Origin of the sequence: Candidatus Pelagadaptatus aseana (assembly GCF_040362265.1) — a bacterium.
GTDB lineage: Bacteria > Pseudomonadota > Gammaproteobacteria > Pseudomonadales > Cellvibrionaceae > Pelagadaptatus > Pelagadaptatus aseana.
On the sequence record NZ_BAABNJ010000003.1, the window covers coordinates 205762 to 231193 of the forward strand.

A 25432-nucleotide genomic window follows, 5' to 3' on the forward strand; every position below is an offset into this window, starting at 1 on the left:
TGACCAGCCCGTCATTATCTATGATCAGGCTTACATCTCAAGCAGAATGCGAGCTGGATCTTCAATCATGTCCTTAATGGCCACCAGGAATTGTACCGCGTCCTTACCATCAATCAGGCGGTGATCGTAGGACAGAGCCAGATACATCATTGGACGGATAACCACTTCTCCATTTACCGCCATCGGGCGATCCTTAATGGCGTGCATACCCAAAATGGCTGTCTGAGGCGGGTTGATGATTGGAGTAGACATCAGTGAGCCAAAGCCACCACCGTTGGTAATAGAGAAGGTACCACCAGTCATTTCTTCAATGGTCAGCTTGCCGGACTGAGCGCGAACCGCGAGATCCTTGATGGTATTTTCAACCGTCGCCAGACTCATGTTCTCGGCATTACGCAGTACCGGTACTACCAATCCCTTGTCAGTGGAAACGGCAACGCTGATATCCTGATAGCCATGATAAACAATGTCATCGCCGTCAATAGAAGCATTAACCGCTGGGAAGCGACGCAGTGCTTCTACAGCCGCCTTAACGAAGAAACCCATAAAGCCCAGACGGGTGCCGTTGTGGGATTTTTCGAACAGGTCTTTGTACTTCTTGCGCAGCTCCATAACCGGGCCCATGTCCACTTCGTTGAAAGTGGTCAACATGGCGGTACCCTGAGAGGTTTCCATCAGGCGCTCAGCGATACGCTTGCGCATACGGGTCATGGGGACGCGCTTCTCAACCCGCTCACCGACCAACTCACTGGGAATGGCAGGTGCAGACGGAGCAGCTGCGGCAGCCGGTGCTGCAGGAGCAGCCGGTGCGGCCGCAGGAGCAGTGCCCGCATTAGCCACATCTTCTTTATTGATTCGGCCGTCTTTGCCCGTACCTACAACCGATGCCAGATCGATGCCTTTTTCCTGAGCCAGCTTGCGGGCTGAAGGACTGGCAATCACATCACCAGCAGCTGCCGGCGCTTCATCCGCAGCGGGAGCTGCTGCAGGCGCGTCGGAACCACCGGCGCCCTCTTCAAACTTTGCGATGACTTCATTACTCAGAATGGTTTCGCCTTCGCCTTTAATAATTTCAGCTATCGCGCCGTCAGCCGGTGCCACAACTTCGAGAACTACCTTGTCCGTTTCAATATCAACAATCAGCTCATCACGGGAAACAGCCTCTCCGGGCTGCTTGTGCCAGGTGGCGATGGTGCCATCCTGAACAGATTCTGGGAATGTGGGAGCTTTGATCTCAATGGTCATTATTCTGGTCCTTTAGATATTCGCGTTTATCTTTTGGTCTCAATTCTATTGAGCCGGCCCTTCGTTATTTTAGAGGCCGGCTTTTCACATCATTTGCTTTGCTGGGTGTCTGTATTCAGAGCTTCTTCGACAAACCGGGTCTGCTCTTCAACATGGATTGACATATAACCGGCAGCCGGAGCGGCGGATGCTTCACGTCCTACATAACCGAGGTATGCCTTCGGCATCAGATCGTGAACCACACGACGCATATGGTGCTGACTGCTGTACCAGGCGCCCTGATTCATTGGTTCTTCCTGACACCAGACGATCTCCAGCTTGGCTTTTACAAACGGCTCCAGCGCGGCCTTCAACTCTTCTTCGGGGAAAGGATACAGCTGTTCAAGTCGAATCAATGCCACATCTTCCTTACCCTGTTCCTGACGAGCTTCCAGCAGGTGGTAGTAAACCTTACCGCTGCAGAGAACCACTTTTTTCACTTTCTTCGGGTTCACCGAATCGTCGCCAATCACATTCTGGAAACGCCCCTCTGCCAACTCATCCAGAGTGGACGTTGCCAATTTGTGACGCAGAATCCATTTCGGACTCATAATCACCAGCGGACGACGCATTGGACGTACCGCCTGACGACGCAACAGATGGAAAATCTGAGCAGGTGTTGTAGGAATACACACCTGAATATTGTGCTCGGCACACAACTGCATGTAGCGCTCAAGGCGAGCCGATGAATGCTCTGGTCCCTGCCCTTCATAGCCATGCGGCAACAACATGGTCAGACCACAGAGGCGACCCCACTTGTGCTCACCACTGGTGATAAACTGATCGATCACCACCTGAGCACCATTGGCAAAATCACCAAACTGGGCTTCCCAAATAACCAACGCATTGGGCGTTGTGGTGGAATACCCATATTCAAATGCCAGCACCGCCTCTTCCGAAAGATAGGAATCGTAGATATCGAAAGGCGGTTGGTCCTCAGATAGATTGCGCAACGGCAGATAATTGGAGGCGTCCTTCTGGTTATGAACCACCGCATGGCGGTGAGAGAAGGTACCGCGTCCCACATCCTGACCCGTCAGGCGAACTCTCTGGCCCTGCTCAAGAATGGTTCCATAGGCCAGAATCTCGGCCATACCCCAATTCAGAGTCATGGCCCCACTGGCCATTTTATGGCGATCGTCATAAATCTTCTGGACCTGACGCTGTACCTGAACACCATCTGGCACAGAGCTGACTTTGAGAGCCAGTTCTTTGAGCTTTTTCAGGTCGTAACCGGTGTCCGCAGGCGTTTGCCAGTCGTGCCCGAGATACGGAGTCCAATCGACAAACAGCGACTTATCGGGCTCGCTTACCAACCCCTGAGTTACATGTTCACCACGATCCAGAGCAGCGCGATAGTTATTGGAAATATCATCCGCTTCCTGCTGACTTACCACTCCCTCTTTGACCAGTTTGTCGGCGTAGATAGTTCTTGTGGTTTTGTGGCCGCGAATTTTCTTGTACATCAACGGCTGAGTAGCGGATGGCTCATCGGTTTCATTGTGCCCGCGGCGGCGATAGCAAACCAGATCGATAACCACGTCTTTCTTGAACTCGTAGCGGTAATCCATCGCCAGCAAAGTGACAAACAATACCGCTTCCGGATCATCGGCATTAACGTGGAAGATCGGTGCTTCGATCATCTTTGCCACGTCGGTGCAGTATTCGGTGGAACGAGCATCGTCACGACGGTTGGTGGTAAAGCCCACCTGATTGTTGATGACCACATGCAAGGTGCCACCAGTGCTGTAAGCACGGGTCTGGGACATCTGGAAGGTTTCCATCACCACACCCTGACCGGCAAATGCCGCGTCACCGTGGACTACGATGGGCACCACGTTATTCCCCAGCGGATCATCACGACGATCCTGACGTGCTCGCACCGAGCCTTCCACTACCGGAGAAACAATTTCGAGATGAGACGGGTTAAAGGACATCGCCAAATGCACTTCCCCACCCGGGGTCATCACATTGGACGAGAAGCCCTGGTGGTATTTCACATCACCAGAGGTATCGACAAGGCGCTTACCTTCAAACTCATCAAACAGGTCGGCAGGGTTTTTACCCAGAATATTGACCAGAGTATTGAGACGGCCACGATGCGCCATGCCCATGACAATTTCTTTGGCGCCGTGAGTACCGGCACGGCGAATCAGACCATCGACCAGCGGGATAAAGCTTTCGCCACCCTCCAGGCCAAACCGCTTGGTACCCGGGTATTTACTATCGAGATGACGCTCCAGACCTTCAGCGGCGGAGAGACGCTCAAGAATTCGCTTGCGAAAATCGGTTTCGTATTCTGGATTGGAGCGGACACTTTCCAGCCTTTGCTGCAGCCACTGCTTCTCGGCAAAGTTGGTAATGTGCATGATCTCGGGTCCAACAGAGCCGCAGTAGGTCTGCTCGAGATCATTAATGATGTCCCGCAGTGGCGCCTCTTCGTAACCGTAGAAAGTATTACCGGACTGGAATACCGTATCCAGATCAGCTGGCGTCAGGCCGTGAAAGCCCAATTCGAGATCGGGTACCTTTTCGCGCTCCATCAGCCCCAAGGGATCCAATGAAGCCTTCTGATGGCCCCGGAAACGGTAGGAACTGATTAACTGAACGACCTTAACCTGCTTGCGTTCATGCTCGATATTGGCACCACCAGAGCCGGGGGCCGCCAGTGGCCGTGCACGATTTTTGCCGAGCAGTTCAAAGTGTTCGCGAACTACGGAGTGAGGGGTATCCTGAGTAACCACACCCTCAACCCGGGGCAGCTGCTCAAAATAGTTGCGCCACTCTTCAGGGACGCTGTTGGGATCGTATAAATAGTTGTCGTAAAGCTCTTCAACGTATGCGGCATTGCCCCCAGAAATGTGGGACGTTCGCCACAGTCGTTCCATGATGCTGTCTTGCATTTATCTCCGCCTTGAAAGAGAGTAAAAGAACGTTTTTCTCACCTTCCCTTTTTCAATATCCATTTGCGAGAAGTGTGAGACGGGTATATCCAGATTGTTATTCTATCTTTTTAAGTCTCTCCGCACCTGTGAAAACTTGTCAATTTCGACCTATGTCTATGTCGAAAAGGCCCAGTTTTCACAGACACAAAAAAGCGCTACCTAGGTAGCGCTTTGAATTAACATGTTGCGAATGTGGCCGATTGCCCGAGTCGGGTTGAGGCCTTTCGGGCAAACAGAGACACAGTTCTGAATGCCGTGGCAACGGAAGACACTGAATGGGTCATCCAAGCCTGCCAGACGTTTCTCAGTGGCAGTGTCACGACTGTCCGCCAGGAAACGGTAGGCCTGCAACAGGCCCGCAGGACCAATGAACTTGTCCGGGTTCCACCAGAAAGATGGGCAACTGGTGGAACAGCAAGCACAGAGAATACACTCGTACAAACCGTCCAGCTTGGCACGCTCTTCCGGCGACTGCAGACGCTCAATAGCCGGGGCCGGCGTATCGTTCTGCAGAAACGGCTCGATCTTTTTGTACTGAGCGTAGAACTGGCTCATATCGATCACTAGATCACGAATCACAGGCAGACCAGGCAGAGGGCGCAGAACCAGCTTATTACCGGTTACGCACTCAGACAGAGGCTTGATACAAGCCAGACCGTTTTTACCATTAATATTCATGCCATCAGAGCCACACACACCCTCACGACAAGAACGACGATAGGCCAGAGAGGCATCTTGAGCCTTCAGCAGCTCAAGCACATCCAGAACCATCAGGTCTTTACCCTGAGTGTCGACTTCATAGCTCTTCATATATGGAGCAGAATCGGTCTCCGGGTTATAGCGATAAACTTCTACTTTTAACATTACTCCAACTCCCCCTATTAATAAGTACGAATCTTAGGTTCGAAAGCTTCCATTGTTTTCGGCGCAAAGTTTACATCACGCTTACCAACACGCTTCTCGCCTGGGAAGTACATGGAGTGACACAGCCAATTTTCATCGTCACGATCCTGGAAGTCTTCACGGGCATGGGCACCGCGAGATTCTTTACGCTCTTCTGCAGCGATAGCAGTTGCTTCAGCCACTTCAAGCAGGTTTTGCAGCTCAAGTGCTTCAACGCGTGCAGTGTTATACGCATTGGACTTGTCTTCCAGTTTAACGTTTTCGATACGCTCACGCAGATCAACCAGCTTCTTGATGCCGTCCTGCATAAATTCGCCATTACGGAATACACCAAAGTGATTCTGCATGGTGCTTTGCAGCTCTTTACGCAGTGCAGGAGCAGATTCACCGTCGTTGGTGTTATTAACGCGATTCAGGCGAGCCATAGCGGCTTCCAGATCAGACTCGGAAGCTTCGCGGTGCTCAATACCTTCACGCAATGCTTTCTCAATAAACAGACCCGAGGCGCGACCGAACACAACCAGATCCAACAGCGAGTTACCGCCCAGGCGGTTGGCACCGTGCACAGATACACAGGCAACTTCACCACAGGCGTAGAAACCGTCAATTACCTTGTCGTTACCATCAGCATCCTGAGTCAGGGCCTGACCATCAACATTGGTTGGGATACCGCCCATCATGTAGTGACAGGTAGGAACAACAGGAATCGGCTCTTTAACCGGGTCGGCGTGAGCGAAGGTACGGGACAACTCCAGAATACCAGGCAATTTGGCGTTCAGGGTTTCTTCACCCAAGTGATCCAGCTTCAGGAATACGTGATCAGCTTCCGGGCCACAACCACGGCCGTCCAGAATTTCCAGAACCATGGAGCGAGCCACAACGTCACGACCAGCCAGATCTTTGGCGTTCGGCGCGTAACGCTCCATAAAGCGCTCACCGTCTTTGTTTACCAGATAGCCACCCTCACCGCGACAACCTTCAGTAACCAGCACACCAGCACCGGCAATACCGGTTGGGTGGAACTGCCACATTTCAATATCTTGTACCGGGAAGCCTGCACGCAATGCCATACCAATACCGTCACCGGTGTTGATGTGAGCATTGGTGGTAGAGGCGTAGATACGACCCGCACCACCTGTAGCAAATACAGTAGCCTTGGACTTAACGTAAACCACTTCGCCATCTTCGATGTTCATGGCGATCACACCGGTCACTACGCCGTCCTGATTCTTAACGATATCAATCGCGAACCACTCGTTCAGGAATACGGTGTCATTTTTAACGTTACCCTGATACAGGGTGTGCAGCAGCGCGTGACCGGTACGGTCAGCAGCAGCACAGGTACGGGCAGCCTGACCGCCCTTACCGAAATCTTTGGACTGACCACCAAAAGGACGCTGATAGATGCGACCGTTCTCTTTACGAGAGAAAGGCAGACCCATGTGATCCAGTTCAAATACCGCTTCAGGACCAACAGAACACATATATTCAATAGCGTCCTGATCACCGATGTAATCCGATCCTTTTACGGTGTCATACATGTGCCAGCGCCAATCGTCATTCGGATCTTCAGAAGCGATTGCACAGGTAATACCACCCTGAGCAGACACAGTGTGGGAACGAGTTGGGAAAACCTTGGTAATTACCGCAGTTTTATAGCCGGACTGAGCCAGCTGCAGTGCAGCGCGCATACCAGCGCCGCCGCCACCGATGACGATACCGTCAAAAGAAATTGTTCTCATATTAGCCATTACTTAAAACCCCCAAAGAATCTCGATACCCCAAACGGTGTAGGTAATCAAAACCACACCCATCACCAACTGAGCAGCAACGCGCAACACGGTTGCCTTGGCACCCATCATGCGGGTGGTCACATAGTCAGTCAGCACCGCCCAAATGCCAATCCAGGCATGAGCGATAATAGAAAGCAAAGTAAGGAGACTAAAAACACGCATCCACAGGGTGGAATACAATTCTTTCCACTCTGCGTAACCCAATTCAGGGGTTGTTACGATAAAACCAACCAAATAGACGACATAAGCCGCCATAATTACAGCGCTTACACGCTGAGCGAACCAGTCATAAAGGCCACTGCGACCAAAACTTGTAACTGCCGTTACCATACCCAAACCCCCGCTAATACGATCAATGCAATTGCTACAACCAGAGCGATTTTCGCACCGGTCTGCCCACCCTCCAGGGTCTCACCAATACCGGTATCCATAATCAAATGACGAATACCAGCCACCATGTGGTAAGCCAAAGCTGCAAGCGAAGCCCAGATAAAGAACTGATACACAGGGTTTTGCAGTCCTTCTTTCAAAGCCGCGAAACTCTCCTCAGATTCCAGACTGGCATCCAGCATGCACAACAGAATCGCCACAACTGCAACCAGGATAACACCTGAAACACGATGCAGAATGGACACATACGCTGTGATTGGAAGTTTTATAGTGGAGATATCTAGATTAACAGGTCTATTTTTGTTCACTGTCTTAGCCACACCTTAATAAGCCCTGAACGGGCTATTTATTTAATAGAGAAAACAACAAAGTTGTACTGGCTTCGAGGCCCATCGCCCATAGAAAACCGGACGGTCACCCAATGAAGTCGGCGCGCGAAGTATAGGCCCTCACCCCGAAAAACTCAACAGGAATCAGGGCTTACAATCTTCTTATGTCGACTTATGTCTAATACCGAACAAAACCTATACAGGCAGACTAGGCCCTCCTCAAAGGGCCAACTTTGCGCACCAAAAAATGGCATTTTCCAACTCAACAAACTCAGACTGTACAAATTAAAACCAACTTGAAAGTTTTATTGGGTAAAACAGGTGTTTGAAAGCCATTTCATTTGACAATAAACCCCTGCGCCTTATAGTGTGGCCGTTTTCAAATACAGGCCGGTTTCGATAAAAAATTGGCACATTTTGATAAGAAATTTATTAATCACAACACAGGAGTCCGCAATGACTGATAAGAAAGCACAGCTTACGGTCGACGGTTTAAGCGAATCCATTGAACTGCCCATGTATTCTGGTAGCCAAGGCCCAGACGTTATCGACGTTTCCAGCCTGACCTCCAAAGGTTACTTCACCTACGACCCAGGTTTTATGGCTACCGCCTCCTGTGAGTCCAAACTGACTTACATTGATGGCGGCAAAGGCGTGCTGCTGCACGGCGGCTACCCCATCGATCAACTGGCGGAAAAATCCGACTACCTGGAAACCTGCTACCTGCTGTTGAATGGCGAGCTGCCAAACAAAGAACAGAAAGAAGAGTTTGTTAACATCATCATGAACCACACCATGGTTCACGAAAACATCGCTCGCTTCTTCCGCGGTTTCCGCAGCGACGCTCACCCAATGGCCATCATGTGTGGCGTTGTGGGTGCTCTGTCTTCTTTCTACCACGACTCTCTGGACATCAACGATGAAGAGCATCGCAAGATCTCTGCCCATCGCCTGATCGCCAAAATGCCTACTCTGGCCGCCATGTGCTACAAGCACCATGTTGGCCAGCCGTTCATGTACCCGAACAACAAGCTGGGCTACTCTGAAAACTTCCTGCACATGATGTTCGGTACTCCGTGTGACGATCCGGAAGTAAACCCTGTTCTGGCCCGCGCCATGGACAAAATCTTCCTGCTGCACGCAGACCACGAGCAAAACGCCTCTACCTCTACTGTACGTCTGGCTGGCTCCTCCGGCGCCAACCCATTCGCCTGTATTGCTGCTGGTATTGCCACCCTGTGGGGCCCCGCTCACGGCGGCGCCAACGAAGCCGTTCTGACCATGCTCGAAGAAATCGGCTCTGTTGATAACATCGACGCCTTTGTTGCCAAAGCCAAAGACAAGAATGACCCATTCCGTCTGATGGGCTTCGGTCACCGCGTTTACAAAAACTTCGACCCACGTGCCAAGGTTATGAAAGAAACCTGTGACGAAGTTCTGAAAGAACTGGGCCTGGAGAACGATCCACTGCTGGCGATTGCCAAGCGTCTGGAAGAAATCGCTCTGGAAGACGAGTACTTCATTGAGAAGAAACTCTACCCGAATGTTGATTTCTACTCTGGTATCATCATGAAAGCCATCGGCATCCCAACTGACATGTTTACAGTGATCTTTGCCACTGGCCGTGTGGTTGGCTGGATTGCCCACTGGCATGAAATGATCAGTAACCCATACAAGATTGGCCGTCCTCGCCAGCTGTACACCGGTTACGAGCCTCGCGAATTCACTCCTCTGGAAGATCGCTGAGCAACAAAAAGGCTGCCCTAGGGCAGCCTTTTTTTATGGCCTTTTGCTATCTGGATTTACCCTTAAAAGCGCAACACGCCCAACAGCACCACCATCACACTACTGACCAACACACCACCTTCCCACAAACACTGTTCCGTTCTGTGTCTTAATCCAGCCAATACATCGGCAGTCGCTACAAGACTCTCCGCCGGACAACTGATGCCTCGAGTCAGCTGCAACACCCTCAATCGGGCGTACACCGCCTCTCTGTTCTGATTATTGAGCTCGGCCAGACGACAAGCCTGCTGCCAAACCTGCTGTTTATATCGTTGCACCCGTATTTCTTTCGCCGCCAAAGCCAAAGCCTGATCCACTTCCAGCACACTTCCCCCTGCTTCCAGAAAACAACTCTATGACAGTTTAGTGAATAATCTTAAATTACAAATATTTCAATTTAACTTCTGACTGCAACAGCCGATATAGCACCTATACTTCCAAGAAATATCCGACGTACAGCAGGGGACTTTATGAATTGGTACAAAACCAGTATGCAGGCAAGATTGATGACCGCAGTAATTGGCGGCAGCGTTATACTGCTGATCATTGCCTCGATTGCGATCTCCGCATTGAGCAACAAGCTGCGCGATTACAACAATTTAGTTGAAAATCACGTCACCTATGAGCGGGAAATTGTGCAAATGAATTTTCTGTTCAAGGTGCAGGTGCAAGAATGGAAAAACGTCCTGATTCGCGGCAGCAACGATGAAAAGCGCAAAAAATATTGGGATCGCTTTCACAAGAAGCAGCAGGAAATTCAGGAGCTGGGCAAAAATGTTGTCACCAACCTGAAACACTCCAACGCAGTGCCCATTGTCAAAGAATTTATCGCCGCCCATCAAAAGGCTTATGGCCAATACAAAGCCGGTTACGATCAGTTTGTTGCCAGCGGCTACCAATCAAACGTCGGCGACAAAGCCGTATCCGGCATTGATCGTGCGCCCTCGAAATTACTGGCTGATGCGACTGCAATCGTCATCGAAGAAGATCAGAACACCGCCAAAACCCTGCAGGCTGAGGCCAGCTCCATTCCCATGAAAGCCCAACTGGGGATTCTGGCCTTCTCATTGCTGTTGACCGCCTTTGTCTGGTTTATCTTGAAGAAAACCTTTCTGGCCCCTCTGCAAACCCTGATGAAGAATATCCACGACATTGCCGATGGCGACTTTTCCCGCCCCATTGTCTGCGACAACGAGGATGAGCTCGGCAAGCTTGCAGTTGATGTGGAATCCATGCGCGAACAGGTTGGTAATGTTTTATCTGCAGTGCAGCAAACTGCATCTGAACTGGCTAACGCGTCACTGCAAATCAATGAAGCCGCCGCCAATATTGCCAACCACACTGGCGAAACAGAGAGCTATACCAATCAGGTCTCTACCGCCGTGGATGAACTCAACGGTACTGTTCAGGAAGTCGCCTCAGGCGCCTCTAACGCCGCCGATTCCGCCCAGGTGGCTGACGACTCTGCCCAGGAAGGTTTGGGCATGATGGAAAAAACCACGGCCTCCCTGAGCACCCTGTCTGGTGAAGTAGAAAATGTCGCACAGGCCATGGACAAACTGGAACAGGATACAGCCAGTGTCGGAGCCGTTTTGGACGTCATTAAAGGCATCGCCGAACAAACCAATCTGCTGGCACTCAATGCCGCCATTGAAGCAGCCCGTGCTGGTGAGCAGGGCCGCGGTTTTGCCGTAGTTGCCGATGAGGTTCGAGCTCTGGCACAACGTACTCAGGAATCCACCGAGGAAATCCAGCAAATCATTGAGACCGTGCAAAACGGTGCCTCAGCCGCAGTAAGAGCGATGAGCACCAGCAAAGAGCAAACTCTGAACACCGTAGAGCTCGCCAACAGCGCCAGTGCTTCCATCAGCGAAATCACCAACTCGGTGGGCAGTATCAGAGACATGAACAACCAGATCGCGACTGCGGCTGAAGAACAAAGTTACGCTGCCGGAGAGATTCACAAAAATGTCGGCAGCATGGCCGGTCTGGCCAAGGAAGCTCACGAAACCGCACAGCGCACCACTTCCATTGCCAACAACCTTGACGGCGCCGCTGCCCAGTTGACGGATCTGATCCAGAAGTTCCGGCTCTGATTTACATCAGCTCCTGCAACATTCTTTCATTAACCTGCCGCCATTGCGGCAGGTTTTTTTGACTGTCCGCTTTCAATCTTTTATTCCGCGCTTTTGCCAACCATAGATTTTTGGCATTAAAGCTGTAAACCGGGAGCAAATCTTTGCGCTGGGAAGCGGGTAAAACTTTCTTATTGATGTTATCCAGAATTAAAGGTTCAGCCTCCGGCGAGGGATAATAGGCCAGAACCATATGCGCCTGATTGTAATCCAGCGCCTTTAAGTGATCCGCAGTTTATCGTTATCGATACCCAGCTCATTGAGAGTGAAATACTTGGCAATAGAGAAATCTTCACAGTCTCCGGCGTTGGTACCCAGCGTTTCAATTGGCGTTGCCCAGTAATCTTCCTTTTTCCAATGCTCCATATCACTGACCCAGCGCACTTCGTTAAAGAAATCGTTGGCCGCCTCGATTTTCTGCCGATCAGTGTAATTACCTGCCGCGTTGATACGACTCATAAGCTGCTGCCAGCGCTCTACCCTGAGTCTGGCGGAGGCACCATAGCGCGCCTCAATCATGGCATAGGCCCTGGCTGTAAAGCCGGTATATTCGGCAACCGCCATCAATGCAGCGCACAGCAGTGCAACCACACCAGCAACGTTTGCCAAAGACCGCTTCATGCCCATATTCCGATACATTCCCTATTTCGCCGGAGCCTTAAGTTAGCCTCAAAAGACTAAAGTAAACCCCTGTATTAAACCACAACCTTTCTCACAAAACTGTGCATTCCTTTATACTGGTATTTTACTCAAACAGCGCCAGACAACATGACTCAAAGCTCTGCCATTAAAGGCGTTTTCTTCGCTCTGGCCACTTCCCTGGTTGGCAGTACCGCAGCCGCGGCAGGAAAACTCATCGCCGATCAGGTCAACCCCTACAGCATTGTGATGATTCAGTTTTCGATCTGCTTTCTGCTGTGCCTGCCTCAGGTATATCGGCATCAGACAGCGAGATTGAAAACCAATCAGTGGCGCCTTCATCTGATCAGAGGTCTGGGTGGGTGGCTGGCCTTTATTGCTTTTTATGCCAGCCTCGGAAAAATTTCACTGGTGGAAGCCAATCTACTGCGCAATACCGCACCATTGATGGTACCGCTGGTTGTCTGGGCATGGATTGGTTTGCTGGTCCCTCTGAACCGCTGGGTGCCATTACTGATTGGTTTTGTGGGCGTCAGTCTGGTACTGGCACCCAAGCCAGGTGATGCCAACCTCAATAGCGGCTATCTGCTCGGACTGGCCTCAGGTCTGGGCTTGGCAATATCCATGGTAGGCACCCGAATCCTGTCAAAAACGGATTCCAGCCTGCAAATCATGTTCTACTATTTCGCCCTTTCCCTTGTCTGCAGTCTGCCACTGGGGATTTATCACTGGCAGCCTATCCCCCTGTCTGCCTGGCCCCATCTGATCTTCATTGGTGTCTCTATCTATCTGGCGCTGTGGCTCTATACACTGGCCTACAGCTATGCCAAACCCTCTCTGGTCTCACCCATTAGCTACTTTTCAGTGGTTTTTTCCGGGGTACTGGGATGGTGGCTATGGGGATTCGTGCCGGGGACCACGTCGATGCTGGGAATTACTCTGGTGGTTGCCGCAGGCATAGTCACGGTCTACTTATCCAGTCTGGAAAAAGACAAAAGTGAATAAATGACATCGAAGGAATCGGGCATGAGCGATCACAATCTGTGCTTCTGGCAAGACAGTATTTACCCCCAGCAACGACCTCAGTCACTCGATCGGGATATCGAAACCGATGTGGCCATCATCGGTGGCGGCTTTACCGGTCTGTGGACCGCTTACTATCTCAAGCAGGAAGCCCCGGATCTCAAGATCACCATACTGGAATCACGCCATTGCGGTTTTGGTGCCTCTGGTCGCAATGGTGGCTGGCTGATGGGCAATCTCGCCGGTGAACACCACTGGCTGCCGAAACTGCCAGCGGCACAACAACAGCAAACCATTGCCCTGATTACCGGCATTGTGGAAGAGGTCAAACGGGTATGCACCAAACACGCTCTCGATATTGATCTCCAACATGGCGGTACTCTCTACAGCGCCTGTCGCTACCCGGAACAGGAGTCCATTCAGCGTGAACTGCTCGCAAGCCTTTATGCCAGTGGTTATCAGGAAGGCGACTATCAATGGCTGTCACCCGGCGAGCTGCAGCAACAACTGCAAGTAGCACCTTGTTATGGCGGTATTTTCACCCCCCATACGGCTGCGATTCATCCCGGTAAGCTGGTCAGCCAGCTCGTCGACACACTGAAAAGTCTGGGCGTATCCATCTACCAGAACACTCCCATCGAGCACCTTGAGCCCCGGCAACTGAGAACAGTAAACCATGCCATCAAGGCAGACATTATTGTTAACGCCACCGAGGCCTACAATCTGCTACAGCCCAAAATGCGCCCCTATGTGCTGCCGATTCAGAGCCGGGTTATTGCCACCGCTCCGATTGCTGAGTCGGTGTGGCAGAACGTAGGGTTAGAACAACGTCAAACCTTTGCCGATGCCAGCCGTCTGGTCAACTATGGCCAACGTACCGCCGATAACCGTCTGGTATTTGGCATGCGTGGCGACTACCGTTACGGCGCCAAACCCCAAGCTGAATTCAGCTGCCCGGATAAAGCCCTCAGCAACATCCGCCATATGATTGGAGAACTGTTCCCCGCTCTGGACAAGGTTGAGATCACCCATCACTGGGGCGGCTCACTGGGGCTAAGCAAAGACGACACCCCCTACGCCCTGTTTGACCCTCACTCGGGTATCGCACAGGCCGGCGGCTATGGCGGAGAAGGGGTTGGGGCCACCAATCTGATGGCGCGAACCCTGTGCGATATGATCTTTCACAAGCAGACCGAGCTCAGTCAGGCCCCATGGGCCCATGAAGGATTGGCCCATAAAAAACTGCGCCGGTGGGAACCCGAACCCCTGCGCTGGATCGGCTACAACAGCATCGTCAAAACCCTGGAAATTGAAGAAAACCTCTGCGCCAAACAACAGCGTCCACACTGGTTTCGGCGAATTGTTACCCGATTTGCCGGGTTTCTTAGCAGGATCTTCCTCTGAATTAAAAAACCTGCAAAATCAATTACATATTTATAAAAAGGGAGTTGACAGCCACACCAGTGCGCCCTAGAATGCGCCCCACTTCTGCAGCAATGCAGGCAGTTTGGGGCCTTAGCTCAGCTGGGAGAGCGCAACACTGGCAGTGTTGAGGTCAGCGGTTCGATCCCGCTAGGCTCCACCAAATACAAAACCCTCGTGCCGAAAGGCTCGGGGGTTTTTTATTTGTGGTACTGGAGGGTGAGAATCGCTGATAGCGGTTCACAAAATGGCAGGACAGCCATTTTGCACTCCGAAGGAGCCCGCAGGGTGAGGGCCATGGATGGCCCGAATGCATCCCGTGGAGTCCAAATTAAAGAGAGCAAAAAATGAAAAAAGTAACTCAAGCAGCTGCAATAGCTTTGTTCTACACCACTTCTGTCTTCGCTGAAACAGACACAACAAAAACTATCGAAGAAATTCTGGTTCAGGGCCGCACAACCGCCAATACCCTACCGGTTGGCACCTACGCCACCCCGATTTCCAATCTTGAGTACGACCCTCGCATCGACCTGCAATCACGCAATATGGCCGAAGCTCAGGCTGACGTTACCATTCGCGGCGGTATTTTTGAAAATACCGGGTTTCGCATTGGCAGTGCCACCCTGTTTGACCCTCAAACCGGCCACTATTTTGCAGAGATACCCGTCGGTCCGGAAATGCTCAGTGACCCCAATGTTCTCACTGGCGCGGACAATGCTCTGTTAGGCTTTAACAGCTCAGTGGGCACCGTCGATTTTGACTGGCAACCCATTGCAACCGGCGGCAGTGCTTCTGCCGGGGTTGGTAATAACGACCTGAACCTTCAGAGAATTTACAACGGGTACAGCACGTCACTGACCAATGCTCCGGATTGGACGCTCGGCATCGAGGCCGAATACTCTCGCTCGGAAAGTGACGGCACCATTGATAATGGCGATCACAACTACTACCGGGCATCCGGTCGGGTACAGCTGCTGGGCCCGGTTTCCCAGACCGATGTATTTTTTGGCTATCAGGAAAAATTCTTCGGCTGGCCCAATATGTATACCCCCTTCGGTGTTAACGAAACCGAGAATCTGAAAACCCGATTGCTGGCCGTCAATCACAGGCAAACTTACGGTCTGGACAGCAACTTTGAGATCTCTGGCTACTACCGCCGCCATAATGATCACTATGTCTTTTCCCGTGAAAACCCTGGTGCATTTCAGGCTTTCCATGAAACCAAAGTCAGCGCTCTGGCCATTTCCGGGTTGCACCAGCTGAATCAGGCATTCGGGCTCAATTACACGGTCCAAGCCATGGCCGACGAAATTGATTCCACCACTCTGGAAAACAACTTTGTCTCGCGCAGCTATTACAAAGCCAGTATCCTGCCTGAATACCGCACGGATCTGTCCGGCAATCAACGCCTGACTATTCGCGCCGGTGCCGCCTTTGACGACACCAATCGCGATGACTCGGACGTCTCTTTTATTGGCGATATCACCTGGTTGCAGGCCCACACTGACGGCTCTTCGGAGCGTATCTATCTGTCTTACGCTGAAGCCACTCAGGTGGCCGGTTACACAGCCATCGGCGGCAGTGATTCCGGCGGTCTGTTTCGAAGCAACTACGATCTCGAACGTGAAACCGCGAAAAATCTGGAACTGGGTGTCACACTGGATCGCAACAGCTGGACATTGGACGCCGCCTTGTTTTATCGCTGGGACAACGATCTGACAGACTGGACCTACAGCTTTGCCAATACCGCCGCACGCTCAGCCAATGCGGTGGATATCGAGACTCAAGGCCTGGAATTCATCGGCATCAAGCGCCTTAATCAAGCGGAAATCATCGCCAGCTACACCTTTCTGGAAAAGGACGAGGACTACAAGGCCGCCAATATCGATGCCAGCTTCTACGCCCTCAACTACCCCAACCACCGCGTCACTCTGGGTGCAATCTGGCGTCCCACGAACACATTGGAAGTCCGTGTCGACAACGAATGGCGCCGTCAGGAAAAAAACCAGCTGCGCAATGGCGACAACGAAGCCCTATTTACGCAATTGACCATGACTTACTCCCCAGAGCAGCTTAATCAGTTGCAAATACTCTTCTCAGTGGACAATCTCTGGGATGAATCCTTTGAGGAAGTGCCTGGCACTCCGGGCAGGGGTGAACAGTATTCCATAGGCGCCACCTATCACTGGTAACGGCTCGCAGACAGGCTCTACAACGCAATGACATATCTCGCCATTACCTCGCTGATCTGGGCATTTTCTTTCGGCCTGATCGGCAATGCCCTGCAAGGATTGGATCCACTTCAGGTGGCCGACACACGGCTGTTGATTGCTTTTATTGCCTTTCTGCCCTTTCTCCAACCGTCGACCATAACCGTCAGGGAAAAGTGGCAACTCATGCTGATTGGCGCCATTCAGTACGGTGTGATGTACACCTGTTACCTATCGGCCTTTCGCTATCTACCTTCCTATCTGGTGGCGCTGTTTACGGTTATGACACCGGTCTATGTGATCCTGATCTACGATCTCCGTCAGCGCCGCTTCACCCCATGGTACCTGCTTGCGGCACTCCTCTCGGTTGCCGGCGCCACGGTGATCAAGGTCAAAGGCACGGAATCCACCGATATATGGGTAGGCTTCGGGCTGATGCAAGTCTCGAATGTCGCCTTTGCCTTCGGGCAGGCTTACTACCGCGAGTGGAAGCTCGCCCGGCCTCATCTCCGTGACGCTTCCGTGTTCGGTTTCCTGTATCTTGGAGCCGCTATTTTCACCACGCTTGCGATCATATTGACCCAACAGAAACCGCCCGTACCTCTGGATGCCACCGCCAACCAGTGGGCGGTCATGGTCTATCTGGGGCTGGTAGCCTCTGGGCTTGGCTTTTATTTCTGGAACAAAGGCGCCACACAAACCACCGCCGGGGTGCTGGCGGCCTTCAACAACGCCGTCGTGCCTCTGGCGATGTTTGCCTCACTGTTTGTGTTTGGGGAAGCCAAAGGCGGCAGCAATGAAGAACTGATACGACTCGCTATGGGCTCGCTGCTAATTGGTGCCGCACTGGTGCTGGGTAAACGCGGCCAGACATCAGCCTGAATACCCAATTAACGGCCTTTGTATTTGTGCAAAAGATCCAGAGGGATATGGCAATAGTCATTGGGGAACCGGCTCAGACGATCCTGATGCTCGGCGTCACTTTTGACGTAGTTATTTAACGGCAGGACTTCTACCGCAATATTCAAGGCGTCCTCACGGCGCCCGATATAGTCTTGCGCCGCCGCCAGATGCTGTTCATCGTCGCTGTAGACACCGGTGCGGTACTTCAAGCCGACATCCTGCCCCTGTCGATTAACGCTGTAGGGATCAATGATTTCGAAAAAATACCCCATCAGCTCAGCCACTGTTACCTGCGCAGGATCAAAGCAGGTTTTTACACACTCGGCGTAGCCATCGTAGGACGCCTCAGTGGACGAACTGGTGCCATTGGCACGCCCGGCCTCAGTCGCCACAACGCCAGGCAAATGCTTTATAAACTCCTGCACACCCCAGAGGCAACCCCCGGCAAAATAGATAGTCTGCAGGGAGCCTTGTTTGGTTGAATGTTGTAAATCAGACATAGCGGCTTCAGCCATAAATACCCATCGCGGCATGACTCTACTGGCAAGTCATTCCCATTTCCAGTCAACTGCGGCTAGGGAACAATGGCCCCAGACCGCATCAAAACGCTGCAGCAACGCTCACGCCCATTAATCCGATCAAAATTGTACAGAACTCAGACAATTTTAAGCGGTCTATTCTCCACACTTTTTTTGAGCATTTGCGTTATGACTTCTGCTACCTATCTGTTACTGGTGTTGCTGGCCGGTGTCGGTTTTATTATTTATGGCACCACTCGCCTGAAGTGGCACCCCTTTATCGTTCTGCTGCTGGCCGCCTATGGCATCGGCTTTGCCGCCGGCATGGACCCGTTGGAGATCGGGGCAACAATTCGCAACGGGTTTGGCGGTATTCTGGGCTATATCGGCATCATCATTCTGCTGGGTACACTCATCGGCACCATCCTTGAGCGAACCGGAGCGGCCATCACCATGGCCAATACGGTACTGAAGCTGCTGGGCGACAAAGCACCGGGGCTGGCCATGAGTATCATGGGCTATATCGTCTCGATTCCAGTGTTCTGTGATTCCGGCTACGTGATTCTGTCTTCTCTGAAACGTGCGCTGGTCGCCCGCACCAACGTATCCGCCATCACCATGACCGTGTGTCTGGCCACAGGTCTGTTCGCCTCCCACACTCTGATTCCACCAACCCCCGGCCCCATTGCCGCCGCGGGTAATCTGGGCTTGAGCGATCAACTGGGTCTGGTCATTCTGGTGGGCGTTTTTGTCTCTATTTTCACCATGGCGGCGGGATACGCCTGGGCGTTGTTTGCTGGCAGTCGCTGGACCAGCGCAGAGGATCAGGAGCACATGGATGAAAAAGAATATCAGGAAGCCCTGCAAAGCTATGGCACCCTGCCTTCTGCCGGCAAATCCTTTGCTCCGATTCTGGTTCCCATCCTGCTGATTTCACTGGGTTCCATTGCAGCATTTCCCTCTCACCCGTTTGGTGAAGGCAGCATCATGCAAGTACTCGCGTTCCTGGGAAAACCCATTAACGCCTTGCTGATCGGCTTTTTCCTGTCCCTGCGTTTGTTGCCCCAGTTGAACAAAGTGACCATGAACGACTGGATGGAAGATGGTCTGAAAAGCGCCGCCATCATCATTATGATCACCGGTGTGGGCGGCAGCCTCGGAGCCATTCTCAAAGCCACCGGGATTGGTGAAACTCTGGGCAACAGTCTGGCCGCCTATAACCTCGGCATCTTCCTGCCGTTTATCGTGGCGGCGGCATTCAAAACCGCTCAGGGCTCCTCCACCGTAGCTCTGGTCGCCACTTCGGCTCTGGTAGCGCCCATGCTGGCGAGCCTGGGGCTGGACTCCGATATGGGCCGGGTTCTGACGGTGATGGCCATTGGTGCCGGCGCCATGACCGTTTCGCACGCCAACGACAGCTATTTCTGGGTGGTTACCCAGTTCAGCCGCATGGACGTAGCGACATCTTATAAAACCCTGACCCTGGGGACTCTGGTGCAGGGCCTGACCACCATTTCCGTTGTGGCCATCCTGTCTCTGGTTTTGCTTTAAAGAGTGACCGGCCGGTCTTTACAGCTTGATAACGAATCGTTATATTGTGATTGATATAACGAATTATTTTAAAAACCCCTGCATCAGTGATGCGGGGGTTTTTTGTATGCCAGAGGAGCCTCGCGTTGTCTCAAGCGACAGAAACATCCGCCAAGCAGGATACCCCCCGTCAAACCCCGGTAACCCTGGCCACCTACTTTCGCAGCAGTCTGTTCTATTTTCTGCTGTTTGCTTTTACCGCACTTTACGGATTGATACTCGCCATCAGCGCCTTGATTTTGCCCCTTGAGCAACGCTGTCAGCTGGCGCGCATCTGGAGTATCGGTACCCTGACCATGGCCCGAGTCATCTGCGGTGTCAGATACAAGGTGACGGGTCTGGAAAACATCCCGGACAAACCCTGTGTGGTGATGAGCAAGCACCAAAGTGCCTGGGAAACCTATTTCCTGCAGAACCTGTTTGCGCCCCAGGCGACAGTATTGAAAGCCGAACTGCTCAGAATTCCAATCTTTGGCTGGGGTCTGAAAGCTCTTGAGCCCATCGCCATCGATCGTAGCCTCAAGCGCAACGCTTTGAAAGAAGTCATCAAACAAGGTGGTGAGCGACTGGCTCAAGGACGCTGGGTGGTAATTTTTCCCGAGGGCACCCGGGTTGCACCGGGCCAGAGCTCGACATTTGCCAACAGTGGTGCCCTGCTGGCGCAAAAAAATGGGGCTCAGGTACTTCCCGTGGCCCACAACGCCGGGGAATGCTGGCCGGGGCGCAGTGTCCTGCTGACACCCGGCGTGATTCAGCTGGTGATTGGCCCCGTTATCGACAGTACCGAATTATCCGCCAAAGAGCTGGGCCAACAGACTCAGGACTGGATCAACTCGACGATGAAAGCCATAAGCGAGTTTGAATAAGCCCTTAGCGATAAAGAAGGCCCTTAGCGGTAAAGAAGGCCATTAGAGAATTTGAATAAGCTGGCGATCAGCCTTCCACATCCACAAAGTTGGGCGCACGTTTTTCCATATTGGCCATCACCGCTTCCATTTGATTGGGCGTACCCGCCAGCGCATCCTGCTCTATCGATTCGGCCAGTAAAGCCTCTTCGGCACTGAGGCGATCCTTGTTATTCAGCAGACGTTTACAGGCGCGAATGGTATGCGGGCTTTTGTTGACAATGGCATCTGCCACGGCCAACGCTTCGGCCAGTGGGTCATCACACAGTTTGGTGACAAAGCCATACTGCTCGGCTTCGACGCCGGAGAATATTCGGGCGGTGTAAGTCAGTTCACGCAGAATATCGCCGCGAACAAATTCACCCCAGAGTGCGGTCCCCGCCATATCAGGCACCAACCCCCAATAGGTTTCACGAATGCTCAATTTGGACTTGGGAGAAACGTAGCGCATATCCGCACCACTGATGATTTGCAGGCCACCGCCCAGACAGGCACCCTCTACAACGGCCAGCACCGGCACTTCAAGCTCATGCCAAACCCAGGCAACCTGTTGATACAAATTGGTAATCCCGTGGGTTCTGGGAGCAAAGCCGTCATCGAGCATGCCCGAAGTAAAATTTTCCATATCCAGACCCGCACAGAAATTGCCATTGCTGCCAGACAGGATGGCAACTCGCACGGAATTATCGGCTTTGATCGCCTCCCCCGCGGCAACCAGATCTTTAAACATCTGAATACTGATGGCGTTCATTCTGTCGGGGCGATTAAGCTCCACACGGGCAACACCGTCAGCGACGGTATAAGCGATGGTTTCGAACATGAAAATTACCTGAATCAAAATTAATTGGAATCAAAGGCACACTGTTGATCCGTGAACCTCTGAGTAATGTCACCATTAAAAATGATAAAGCGACTCAGGGAAACAATGCTTTACAAAACTCTTGGCATCAGGAGATAGCGCCAGCACCACACAGGGTCCCAGCAGAGAGTTCAGTTTGAGACTCAGTGGCAGCGCCCGGATGATACAGACGAGTACAGCAACGGCCATCACGCTTAGCCTGATAAAGCGCTTCATCGGCTCGTTTCAGGGCCGCCTCGGGCGCAACATCAACCGTCATTTCACTGATGCCTACGCTGCAACTCACATGCAGACTGGCTTCAGCACCAAGATCAACTGGCGTCTGCGCCAGGGCCTGATGGATGCGATCGGCCAGCAGGCAGGCATCCTTAGCATTGGCACCGGGCAGAACCGCTACAAACTCTTCCCCGCCATAGCGAGCACAGACATCGCTGTTTCGGGCTTGTTTTGACAACAAGCGCGAGAAGAATCTGATGACATCATCACCGGCCTGATGCCCCAGCTCATCATTGATTTTTTTAAAGTAATCCAGATCGAACATCACCACACTGCAGCGGGAAGGCTCCCGCTGCAAGCGCTCATGCTCGAGTACCATCATGGTATTCAACCCCCCCCGATTCAATAGCCCGGTCAGCGAGTCTTTCATGGATTGTCGATGCAGCATCAGCTGGCAGTGCAGCTGAGACAGCTGAGCCCAGATCGCCACTCCCATCATCAGGCACAGCAACCAGAGATGACCAATACCAGCCACCGTAAACAGTGTGCCCCTGCCCAGTTCATCAAGCGATAACAGCAGCACGGTAAAGCTGGCCAATCCTAACCCCTCACTCAGGGTCAACGGAAAGATACTGTGCATGGCAATGATCAACATGGGTAAAAAGGTATAACTGATCAACCAGTCCGAATGTTCCTGCTTCAAAATTAACTGGGCAGCGATTTGAAACAGCGATGGCAGAACCATCAGAATCACCAATCGCAGCCGAGCCATTTTCAAAGTCGGCTGACAGGGGGCCAACCAAAGCCACAACAGCATCATGGAAAACAGAATTCTTGCTAACGCCATCGAGGCCACTGCCGGCGCTGGCAGAATAATAAAATCAACGGGGATCCACAGTGGTGTCAGTATCGCAAACATACCCGCCAACAGGCGCACCCGGGAGTCGATGTACTGGGCGCGAATATCGCCAAAGCCAGTGGGGTGTTGCCTACCGACGAGCAAATCCGCAATACGAGCCAGTCCTTGCTGGCCTGCGACTATCCAAGATCCCATGTTTGATTCCTTTGACTTGACAGCTGCACAGACGCCCACTGTCAGCTGGCGGCACAACCGCAATGAGCACCATGATTGCCAATAAACAAACACAGCACCGTCTTAGATTTTTATTAGACGCCAATAATGACACTACAACTTAAAAGGTTATTTGATCCGCATCAAGACGCCTAAATCAACATGCATTTATATTTTGCACAATTTACTTGCTCACAATTATAAAGATCGCTATAGTAGCCTCCACCATCAGGACGCTAACACCTATATTGGTGCCCGAACTACCACACAAGAACAACACCACCAGAACAACAGGAGCAAATCCAATCATGAAATCGTTCTTACTGACTCTGACAGGCTTCGCCGTGTTATCCATGCAGGTGATCGCGGAAACTGTCACCGATAGCACTGACGCCTTGAGCGTTGATGCAGACACTTTTGAGTGCATGCTGGATATGACCAAAGTACGTCACTTCTATGTCGGCAACCTGAATCCGGACAAATTGGAAGAAACCAAATCACTGGCCGAAGCAGGTCAGGGGGAATACCCGGAAGGATCCATCGTGCAACTGGTTCCCACCGAAGTGATGGTGAAACAACCCAAAGGTACCAGTCCTGGCACCAAAGACTGGGAGTTCTTTGAGCTCAACGTATCAGCCGAAGGTACCCAGATACACAAGCGTGGCTATGCCGATGTGGTGAATCGATTTGGCGGTAACTGTCTCGGTTGTCACATCAAGGCCAAACCCGAGTTCGATATGGTGTGTGAGCAGGGCCACGGCTGCGACCCCATCCCACTCACCCGTGACGTTATTGCTCTGCTGCAAAAGACCGACCCACGTTGTGGTGGTCGCTACGTGCCGACTGAACAGGAAATAGCGGTACTGAAACAGTTGCGCGCGGCTCTGTCACAAAGAAATGCCCAGTGACTTAAAAAGAAACGCGCAGTAACTATTAATCTGACATCAACCGGAAAGGGCTGGCAGCTTCCAATTCCAATGCCAGTTGCAAAAGACGCCTGTCCTGCCCATAGGGTGCCGCAAACTGCACGCCTATGGGCAAGCCATTGGCGGCCACTCCCAGCGGCAGGGATATGGCCGGTGCGCCGGACACATTCTGGCCGGGTGTAAAAGCCGCAAACTGACTGACTCTGGCAAAGCTTTCTTCAAACTCGACTTCTGGGCCAATGTGCCCCAACTGCGGGGCAACCGTTCCAGTTGTGGGGCTGAGCAGCAAATCGTACCCCTCAAACACCCGGGCGTAATCGTGCCGAAACTTGCGCAAGCGGCGAAACGCGAAGGGAGCGCGGTGAATATTTTTGCCAAAATGGCGCGCCAGACCCTTGGTCCACTCATCGGTTTTATGCCACTGGAAATCCCTGCTTAGTACCCGGCGACCAAAATGCCTGAACCCGAACGCCATCATCGACCACAGCAACAGAAAATCGTACATAAACTGCTCGGGAAAAGGGCTGCCAATTTCTTCCACCTGATGCCCTAACTGCTCGCACAGTCTGGCCGCGGCAAGCGTAGCGTCGCGGCATTCTGGGTCGCAAACGGTGCCGTCCACGCGATGGGTAAAAACACCAACCTTCAAACGCTTTTGGCCAGGTTCGGTGACATGCCCTAACTCTGGCAATCTGGGGTTGCGGTAAAACGTCTCAGCGGCCGCATAGAACGCGGCGGTATCACGCACACTTCGGCTCACCACGCCCTGTGCCACAATATTGACCGGCAACTTGGAAGATGCCGGTACCCCAACCAGACGGTCACGGGTTGGTTTTAAGCCCACCAGTCCGCTGCATGAAGCCGGAATTCGAATCGAGCCACCACCATCATTGGCGTGAGCAATCGGTACCACACCGGCGGCAACCATGGTGGCAGAGCCTCCCGAAGAACCGCCGCAAGAATAATCCGTGTGCCAGGCGTTGTGAGTCGTGCCGCCAGATAAGGGTTCCGTGGTGGCCGTCAGGCCGAATTCCGGCAAATTGGTTTTGGCAATTGCCACCAAACCCTGAGCATTGAACTGTTCGATAAAGTCCGACGTCTGCCGTGCTGGTAATCTGGAGGTGGCGTGTGAGCCCATCAAGGTGGGGAGCCCCTGAACATCATCGGTGTCTTTAATCAGGGTCGGTACCCCGGCAAAAGCGCCTTGCGATAATGCGTTGGATTGCTTTCGAGCCCGATCGTAACAAGGCGTGATAATGGCATTAAGTTGCGGGTTAGCGCGTTCTGCCCGCTGAATCGCAGCCTCTACCGCTTCACCGGCAGAGATTTCACCCATCTTGATTCGCTTCGCAATGGCTACGGCATCGTCAATCCCCAGTGCATCGTCTGCAAAGGTGCTGACACGCTTTTCTGATCCGGCCACCCGCTGTTCTGCTTCACTCATCGCGCTTCCTTTTTATTATCCAGCCACTGCTGATTATTGTGAGCAACATTGAAAAATTAACAACGCAGTAACCATGCCCGAAATTCCCTGTCATTAGCAATACAACGGCAAAAACAAAAAAGGGCAGACCTTTGGCCTGCC

22 protein-coding genes and 1 tRNA gene are annotated in these 25432 nt (G+C 52.3%); 10 read left to right on the top strand and 13 right to left on the bottom strand.

Features of this window, described 5'->3' with window-relative positions; all coding sequences use genetic code 11:
* Positions 1 to 30: 30 nt before the first annotated feature.
* From odhB to sdhC, 6 genes are all read right to left on the bottom strand, one after another.
* Positions 31 to 1245: a 2-oxoglutarate dehydrogenase complex dihydrolipoyllysine-residue succinyltransferase gene (gene odhB, locus ACPXV9_RS05650; protein ID WP_423895359.1), complete on the bottom strand. Its 1215-nt coding sequence runs from the start codon at positions 1243 to 1245 to the stop codon at positions 31 to 33.
* Between the two features lie 89 nt (positions 1246 to 1334).
* Entirely contained in the window at positions 1335 to 4187 is a 2853-nt protein-coding gene (locus tag ACPXV9_RS05655) for a 2-oxoglutarate dehydrogenase E1 component (protein WP_423895361.1), read from the bottom strand.
* A 201-nt stretch (positions 4188 to 4388) separates the two neighbouring features.
* Positions 4389 to 5093: a succinate dehydrogenase iron-sulfur subunit gene (locus ACPXV9_RS05660; protein WP_423895363.1), complete on the bottom strand. Its 705-nt coding sequence runs from the start codon at positions 5091 to 5093 to the stop codon at positions 4389 to 4391.
* Positions 5094 to 5110: 17 nt separating this feature from the next.
* Complete coding sequence (gene sdhA, locus ACPXV9_RS05665; RefSeq protein WP_423895365.1) at positions 5111 to 6883, bottom strand: succinate dehydrogenase flavoprotein subunit; 1773 nt, start codon at positions 6881 to 6883, stop codon at positions 5111 to 5113.
* Positions 6884 to 6886: 3 nt separating this feature from the next.
* The gene (sdhD, locus tag ACPXV9_RS05670) at positions 6887 to 7255 is read right to left on the bottom strand and encodes a succinate dehydrogenase, hydrophobic membrane anchor protein (protein ID WP_423895367.1); all 369 of its coding nucleotides are present in this window, start codon (positions 7253 to 7255) and stop codon (positions 6887 to 6889) included.
* Positions 7249 to 7623, bottom strand: coding sequence for a succinate dehydrogenase, cytochrome b556 subunit (sdhC, locus tag ACPXV9_RS05675; protein ID WP_423895703.1), 375 nt, complete (start codon positions 7621 to 7623; stop codon positions 7249 to 7251). Before sdhC ends, sdhD begins: the two co-directional genes overlap by 7 nt.
* Positions 7624 to 8100: 477 nt before the next feature.
* Here sdhC and gltA point away from each other — a divergent pair, with 477 nt between their 5' ends.
* Complete coding sequence (gene gltA, locus ACPXV9_RS05680; RefSeq protein WP_423895369.1) at positions 8101 to 9390, top strand: citrate synthase; 1290 nt, start codon at positions 8101 to 8103, stop codon at positions 9388 to 9390.
* A 62-nt stretch (positions 9391 to 9452) separates the two neighbouring features.
* Here the strand turns inward: gltA and ACPXV9_RS05685 are convergent, their stop codons facing one another.
* Positions 9453 to 9755: a hypothetical protein gene (locus ACPXV9_RS05685; protein ID WP_423895370.1), complete on the bottom strand. Its 303-nt coding sequence runs from the start codon at positions 9753 to 9755 to the stop codon at positions 9453 to 9455.
* 144 nt (positions 9756 to 9899) lie between these two features.
* On the opposite strand from ACPXV9_RS05685, the gene ACPXV9_RS05690 reads away from it, so the two are divergent.
* Positions 9900 to 11525 (top strand): methyl-accepting chemotaxis protein, encoded by a 1626-nt coding sequence (locus tag ACPXV9_RS05690; protein ID WP_423895372.1) that lies wholly within the window; start codon positions 9900 to 9902, stop codon positions 11523 to 11525.
* A gap of 1 nt (position 11526) precedes the next feature.
* Here the strand turns inward: ACPXV9_RS05690 and ACPXV9_RS05695 are convergent, their stop codons facing one another.
* Positions 11527 to 11757 carry a hypothetical protein gene (locus ACPXV9_RS05695; protein WP_423895374.1) on the bottom strand — a complete coding sequence of 77 codons (231 nt, stop codon included), beginning with the start codon at positions 11755 to 11757 and terminating at the stop codon, positions 11527 to 11529.
* Positions 11758 to 11783: 26 nt separating this feature from the next.
* Positions 11784 to 12185, bottom strand: coding sequence for a transglutaminase-like cysteine peptidase (locus tag ACPXV9_RS05700; RefSeq protein ID WP_423895376.1), 402 nt, complete (start codon positions 12183 to 12185; stop codon positions 11784 to 11786).
* Positions 12186 to 12332: 147 nt separating this feature from the next.
* Here ACPXV9_RS05700 and ACPXV9_RS05705 point away from each other — a divergent pair, with 147 nt between their 5' ends.
* From ACPXV9_RS05705 to ACPXV9_RS05725, 5 genes are all read left to right on the top strand, one after another.
* Positions 12333 to 13208, top strand: coding sequence for a DMT family transporter (locus ACPXV9_RS05705; RefSeq protein WP_423895378.1), 876 nt, complete (start codon positions 12333 to 12335; stop codon positions 13206 to 13208).
* Positions 13209 to 13229: 21 nt separating this feature from the next.
* Complete coding sequence (locus ACPXV9_RS05710; RefSeq protein ID WP_423895380.1) at positions 13230 to 14630, top strand: NAD(P)/FAD-dependent oxidoreductase; 1401 nt, start codon at positions 13230 to 13232, stop codon at positions 14628 to 14630.
* Between the two features lie 105 nt (positions 14631 to 14735).
* Positions 14736 to 14811: transfer RNA gene (locus ACPXV9_RS05715), tRNA-Ala, on the top strand.
* A gap of 184 nt (positions 14812 to 14995) precedes the next feature.
* The gene (locus tag ACPXV9_RS05720; protein WP_423895381.1) at positions 14996 to 16840 is read left to right on the top strand and encodes a TonB-dependent receptor plug domain-containing protein; all 1845 of its coding nucleotides are present in this window, start codon (positions 14996 to 14998) and stop codon (positions 16838 to 16840) included.
* A gap of 27 nt (positions 16841 to 16867) precedes the next feature.
* Positions 16868 to 17740, top strand: coding sequence for an EamA family transporter (locus ACPXV9_RS05725; protein WP_423895382.1), 873 nt, complete (start codon positions 16868 to 16870; stop codon positions 17738 to 17740).
* An 8-nt stretch (positions 17741 to 17748) separates the two neighbouring features.
* Here the strand turns inward: ACPXV9_RS05725 and ACPXV9_RS05730 are convergent, their stop codons facing one another.
* Positions 17749 to 18261 carry a peptide-methionine (S)-S-oxide reductase gene (locus ACPXV9_RS05730; protein ID WP_423895383.1) on the bottom strand — a complete coding sequence of 171 codons (513 nt, stop codon included), beginning with the start codon at positions 18259 to 18261 and terminating at the stop codon, positions 17749 to 17751.
* Between the two features lie 207 nt (positions 18262 to 18468).
* Here ACPXV9_RS05730 and ACPXV9_RS05735 point away from each other — a divergent pair, with 207 nt between their 5' ends.
* Entirely contained in the window at positions 18469 to 19830 is a 1362-nt protein-coding gene (locus ACPXV9_RS05735) for a GntP family permease (RefSeq protein WP_423895385.1), read from the top strand.
* Positions 19831 to 19955: 125 nt separating this feature from the next.
* A complete protein-coding gene (locus ACPXV9_RS05740) occupies positions 19956 to 20735 on the top strand; it encodes a lysophospholipid acyltransferase family protein (RefSeq protein ID WP_423895387.1) in 780 nt (259 codons plus the stop codon).
* A gap of 67 nt (positions 20736 to 20802) precedes the next feature.
* Here the strand turns inward: ACPXV9_RS05740 and ACPXV9_RS05745 are convergent, their stop codons facing one another.
* Both ACPXV9_RS05745 and ACPXV9_RS05750 read right to left on the bottom strand, forming a co-directional pair.
* Positions 20803 to 21594, bottom strand: a complete 792-nt coding sequence (locus ACPXV9_RS05745) for a crotonase/enoyl-CoA hydratase family protein (RefSeq protein WP_423895389.1) — start codon at positions 21592 to 21594, stop codon at positions 20803 to 20805.
* 127 nt (positions 21595 to 21721) lie between these two features.
* Entirely contained in the window at positions 21722 to 22903 is a 1182-nt protein-coding gene (locus tag ACPXV9_RS05750) for a diguanylate cyclase (protein ID WP_423895390.1), read from the bottom strand.
* Between the two features lie 326 nt (positions 22904 to 23229).
* On the opposite strand from ACPXV9_RS05750, the gene ACPXV9_RS05755 reads away from it, so the two are divergent.
* Positions 23230 to 23829: a hypothetical protein gene (locus tag ACPXV9_RS05755; protein WP_423895391.1), complete on the top strand. Its 600-nt coding sequence runs from the start codon at positions 23230 to 23232 to the stop codon at positions 23827 to 23829.
* A 25-nt stretch (positions 23830 to 23854) separates the two neighbouring features.
* Here the strand turns inward: ACPXV9_RS05755 and ACPXV9_RS05760 are convergent, their stop codons facing one another.
* Positions 23855 to 25291, bottom strand: coding sequence for an amidase (locus tag ACPXV9_RS05760; RefSeq protein WP_423895393.1), 1437 nt, complete (start codon positions 25289 to 25291; stop codon positions 23855 to 23857).
* Positions 25292 to 25432 lie beyond the last annotated feature (141 nt).

Coding starts and splice junctions, on each gene's coding strand:
- odhB (WP_423895359.1), bottom strand. CDS start 1,245: ATGACCATTGAGATCAAAGCTCCCACATTCCCAGAATCTGTTCAGGAT.
- ACPXV9_RS05655 (WP_423895361.1), bottom strand. CDS start 4,187: ATGCAAGACAGCATCATGGAACGACTGTGGCGAACGTCCCACATTTCT.
- ACPXV9_RS05660 (WP_423895363.1), bottom strand. CDS start 5,093: ATGTTAAAAGTAGAAGTTTATCGCTATAACCCGGAGACCGATTCTGCT.
- sdhA (WP_423895365.1), bottom strand. CDS start 6,883: ATGGCTAATATGAGAACAATTTCTTTTGACGGTATCGTCATCGGTGGC.
- sdhD (WP_423895367.1), bottom strand. CDS start 7,255: ATGGTAACGGCAGTTACAAGTTTTGGTCGCAGTGGCCTTTATGACTGG.
- gltA (WP_423895369.1), top strand. CDS start 8,101: ATGACTGATAAGAAAGCACAGCTTACGGTCGACGGTTTAAGCGAATCC.
- ACPXV9_RS05690 (WP_423895372.1), top strand. CDS start 9,900: ATGAATTGGTACAAAACCAGTATGCAGGCAAGATTGATGACCGCAGTA.
- ACPXV9_RS05695 (WP_423895374.1), bottom strand. CDS start 11,757: ATGGTTCTGGCCTATTATCCCTCGCCGGAGGCTGAACCTTTAATTCTG.
- ACPXV9_RS05700 (WP_423895376.1), bottom strand. CDS start 12,185: ATGAAGCGGTCTTTGGCAAACGTTGCTGGTGTGGTTGCACTGCTGTGC.
- ACPXV9_RS05705 (WP_423895378.1), top strand. CDS start 12,333: ATGACTCAAAGCTCTGCCATTAAAGGCGTTTTCTTCGCTCTGGCCACT.
- ACPXV9_RS05710 (WP_423895380.1), top strand. CDS start 13,230: ATGAGCGATCACAATCTGTGCTTCTGGCAAGACAGTATTTACCCCCAG.
- ACPXV9_RS05720 (WP_423895381.1), top strand. CDS start 14,996: ATGAAAAAAGTAACTCAAGCAGCTGCAATAGCTTTGTTCTACACCACT.
- ACPXV9_RS05725 (WP_423895382.1), top strand. CDS start 16,868: ATGACATATCTCGCCATTACCTCGCTGATCTGGGCATTTTCTTTCGGC.
- ACPXV9_RS05730 (WP_423895383.1), bottom strand. CDS start 18,261: ATGTCTGATTTACAACATTCAACCAAACAAGGCTCCCTGCAGACTATC.
- ACPXV9_RS05735 (WP_423895385.1), top strand. CDS start 18,469: ATGACTTCTGCTACCTATCTGTTACTGGTGTTGCTGGCCGGTGTCGGT.
- ACPXV9_RS05745 (WP_423895389.1), bottom strand. CDS start 21,594: ATGTTCGAAACCATCGCTTATACCGTCGCTGACGGTGTTGCCCGTGTG.
- ACPXV9_RS05750 (WP_423895390.1), bottom strand. CDS start 22,903: ATGGGATCTTGGATAGTCGCAGGCCAGCAAGGACTGGCTCGTATTGCG.
- ACPXV9_RS05755 (WP_423895391.1), top strand. CDS start 23,230: ATGAAATCGTTCTTACTGACTCTGACAGGCTTCGCCGTGTTATCCATG.
- ACPXV9_RS05760 (WP_423895393.1), bottom strand. CDS start 25,291: ATGAGTGAAGCAGAACAGCGGGTGGCCGGATCAGAAAAGCGTGTCAGC.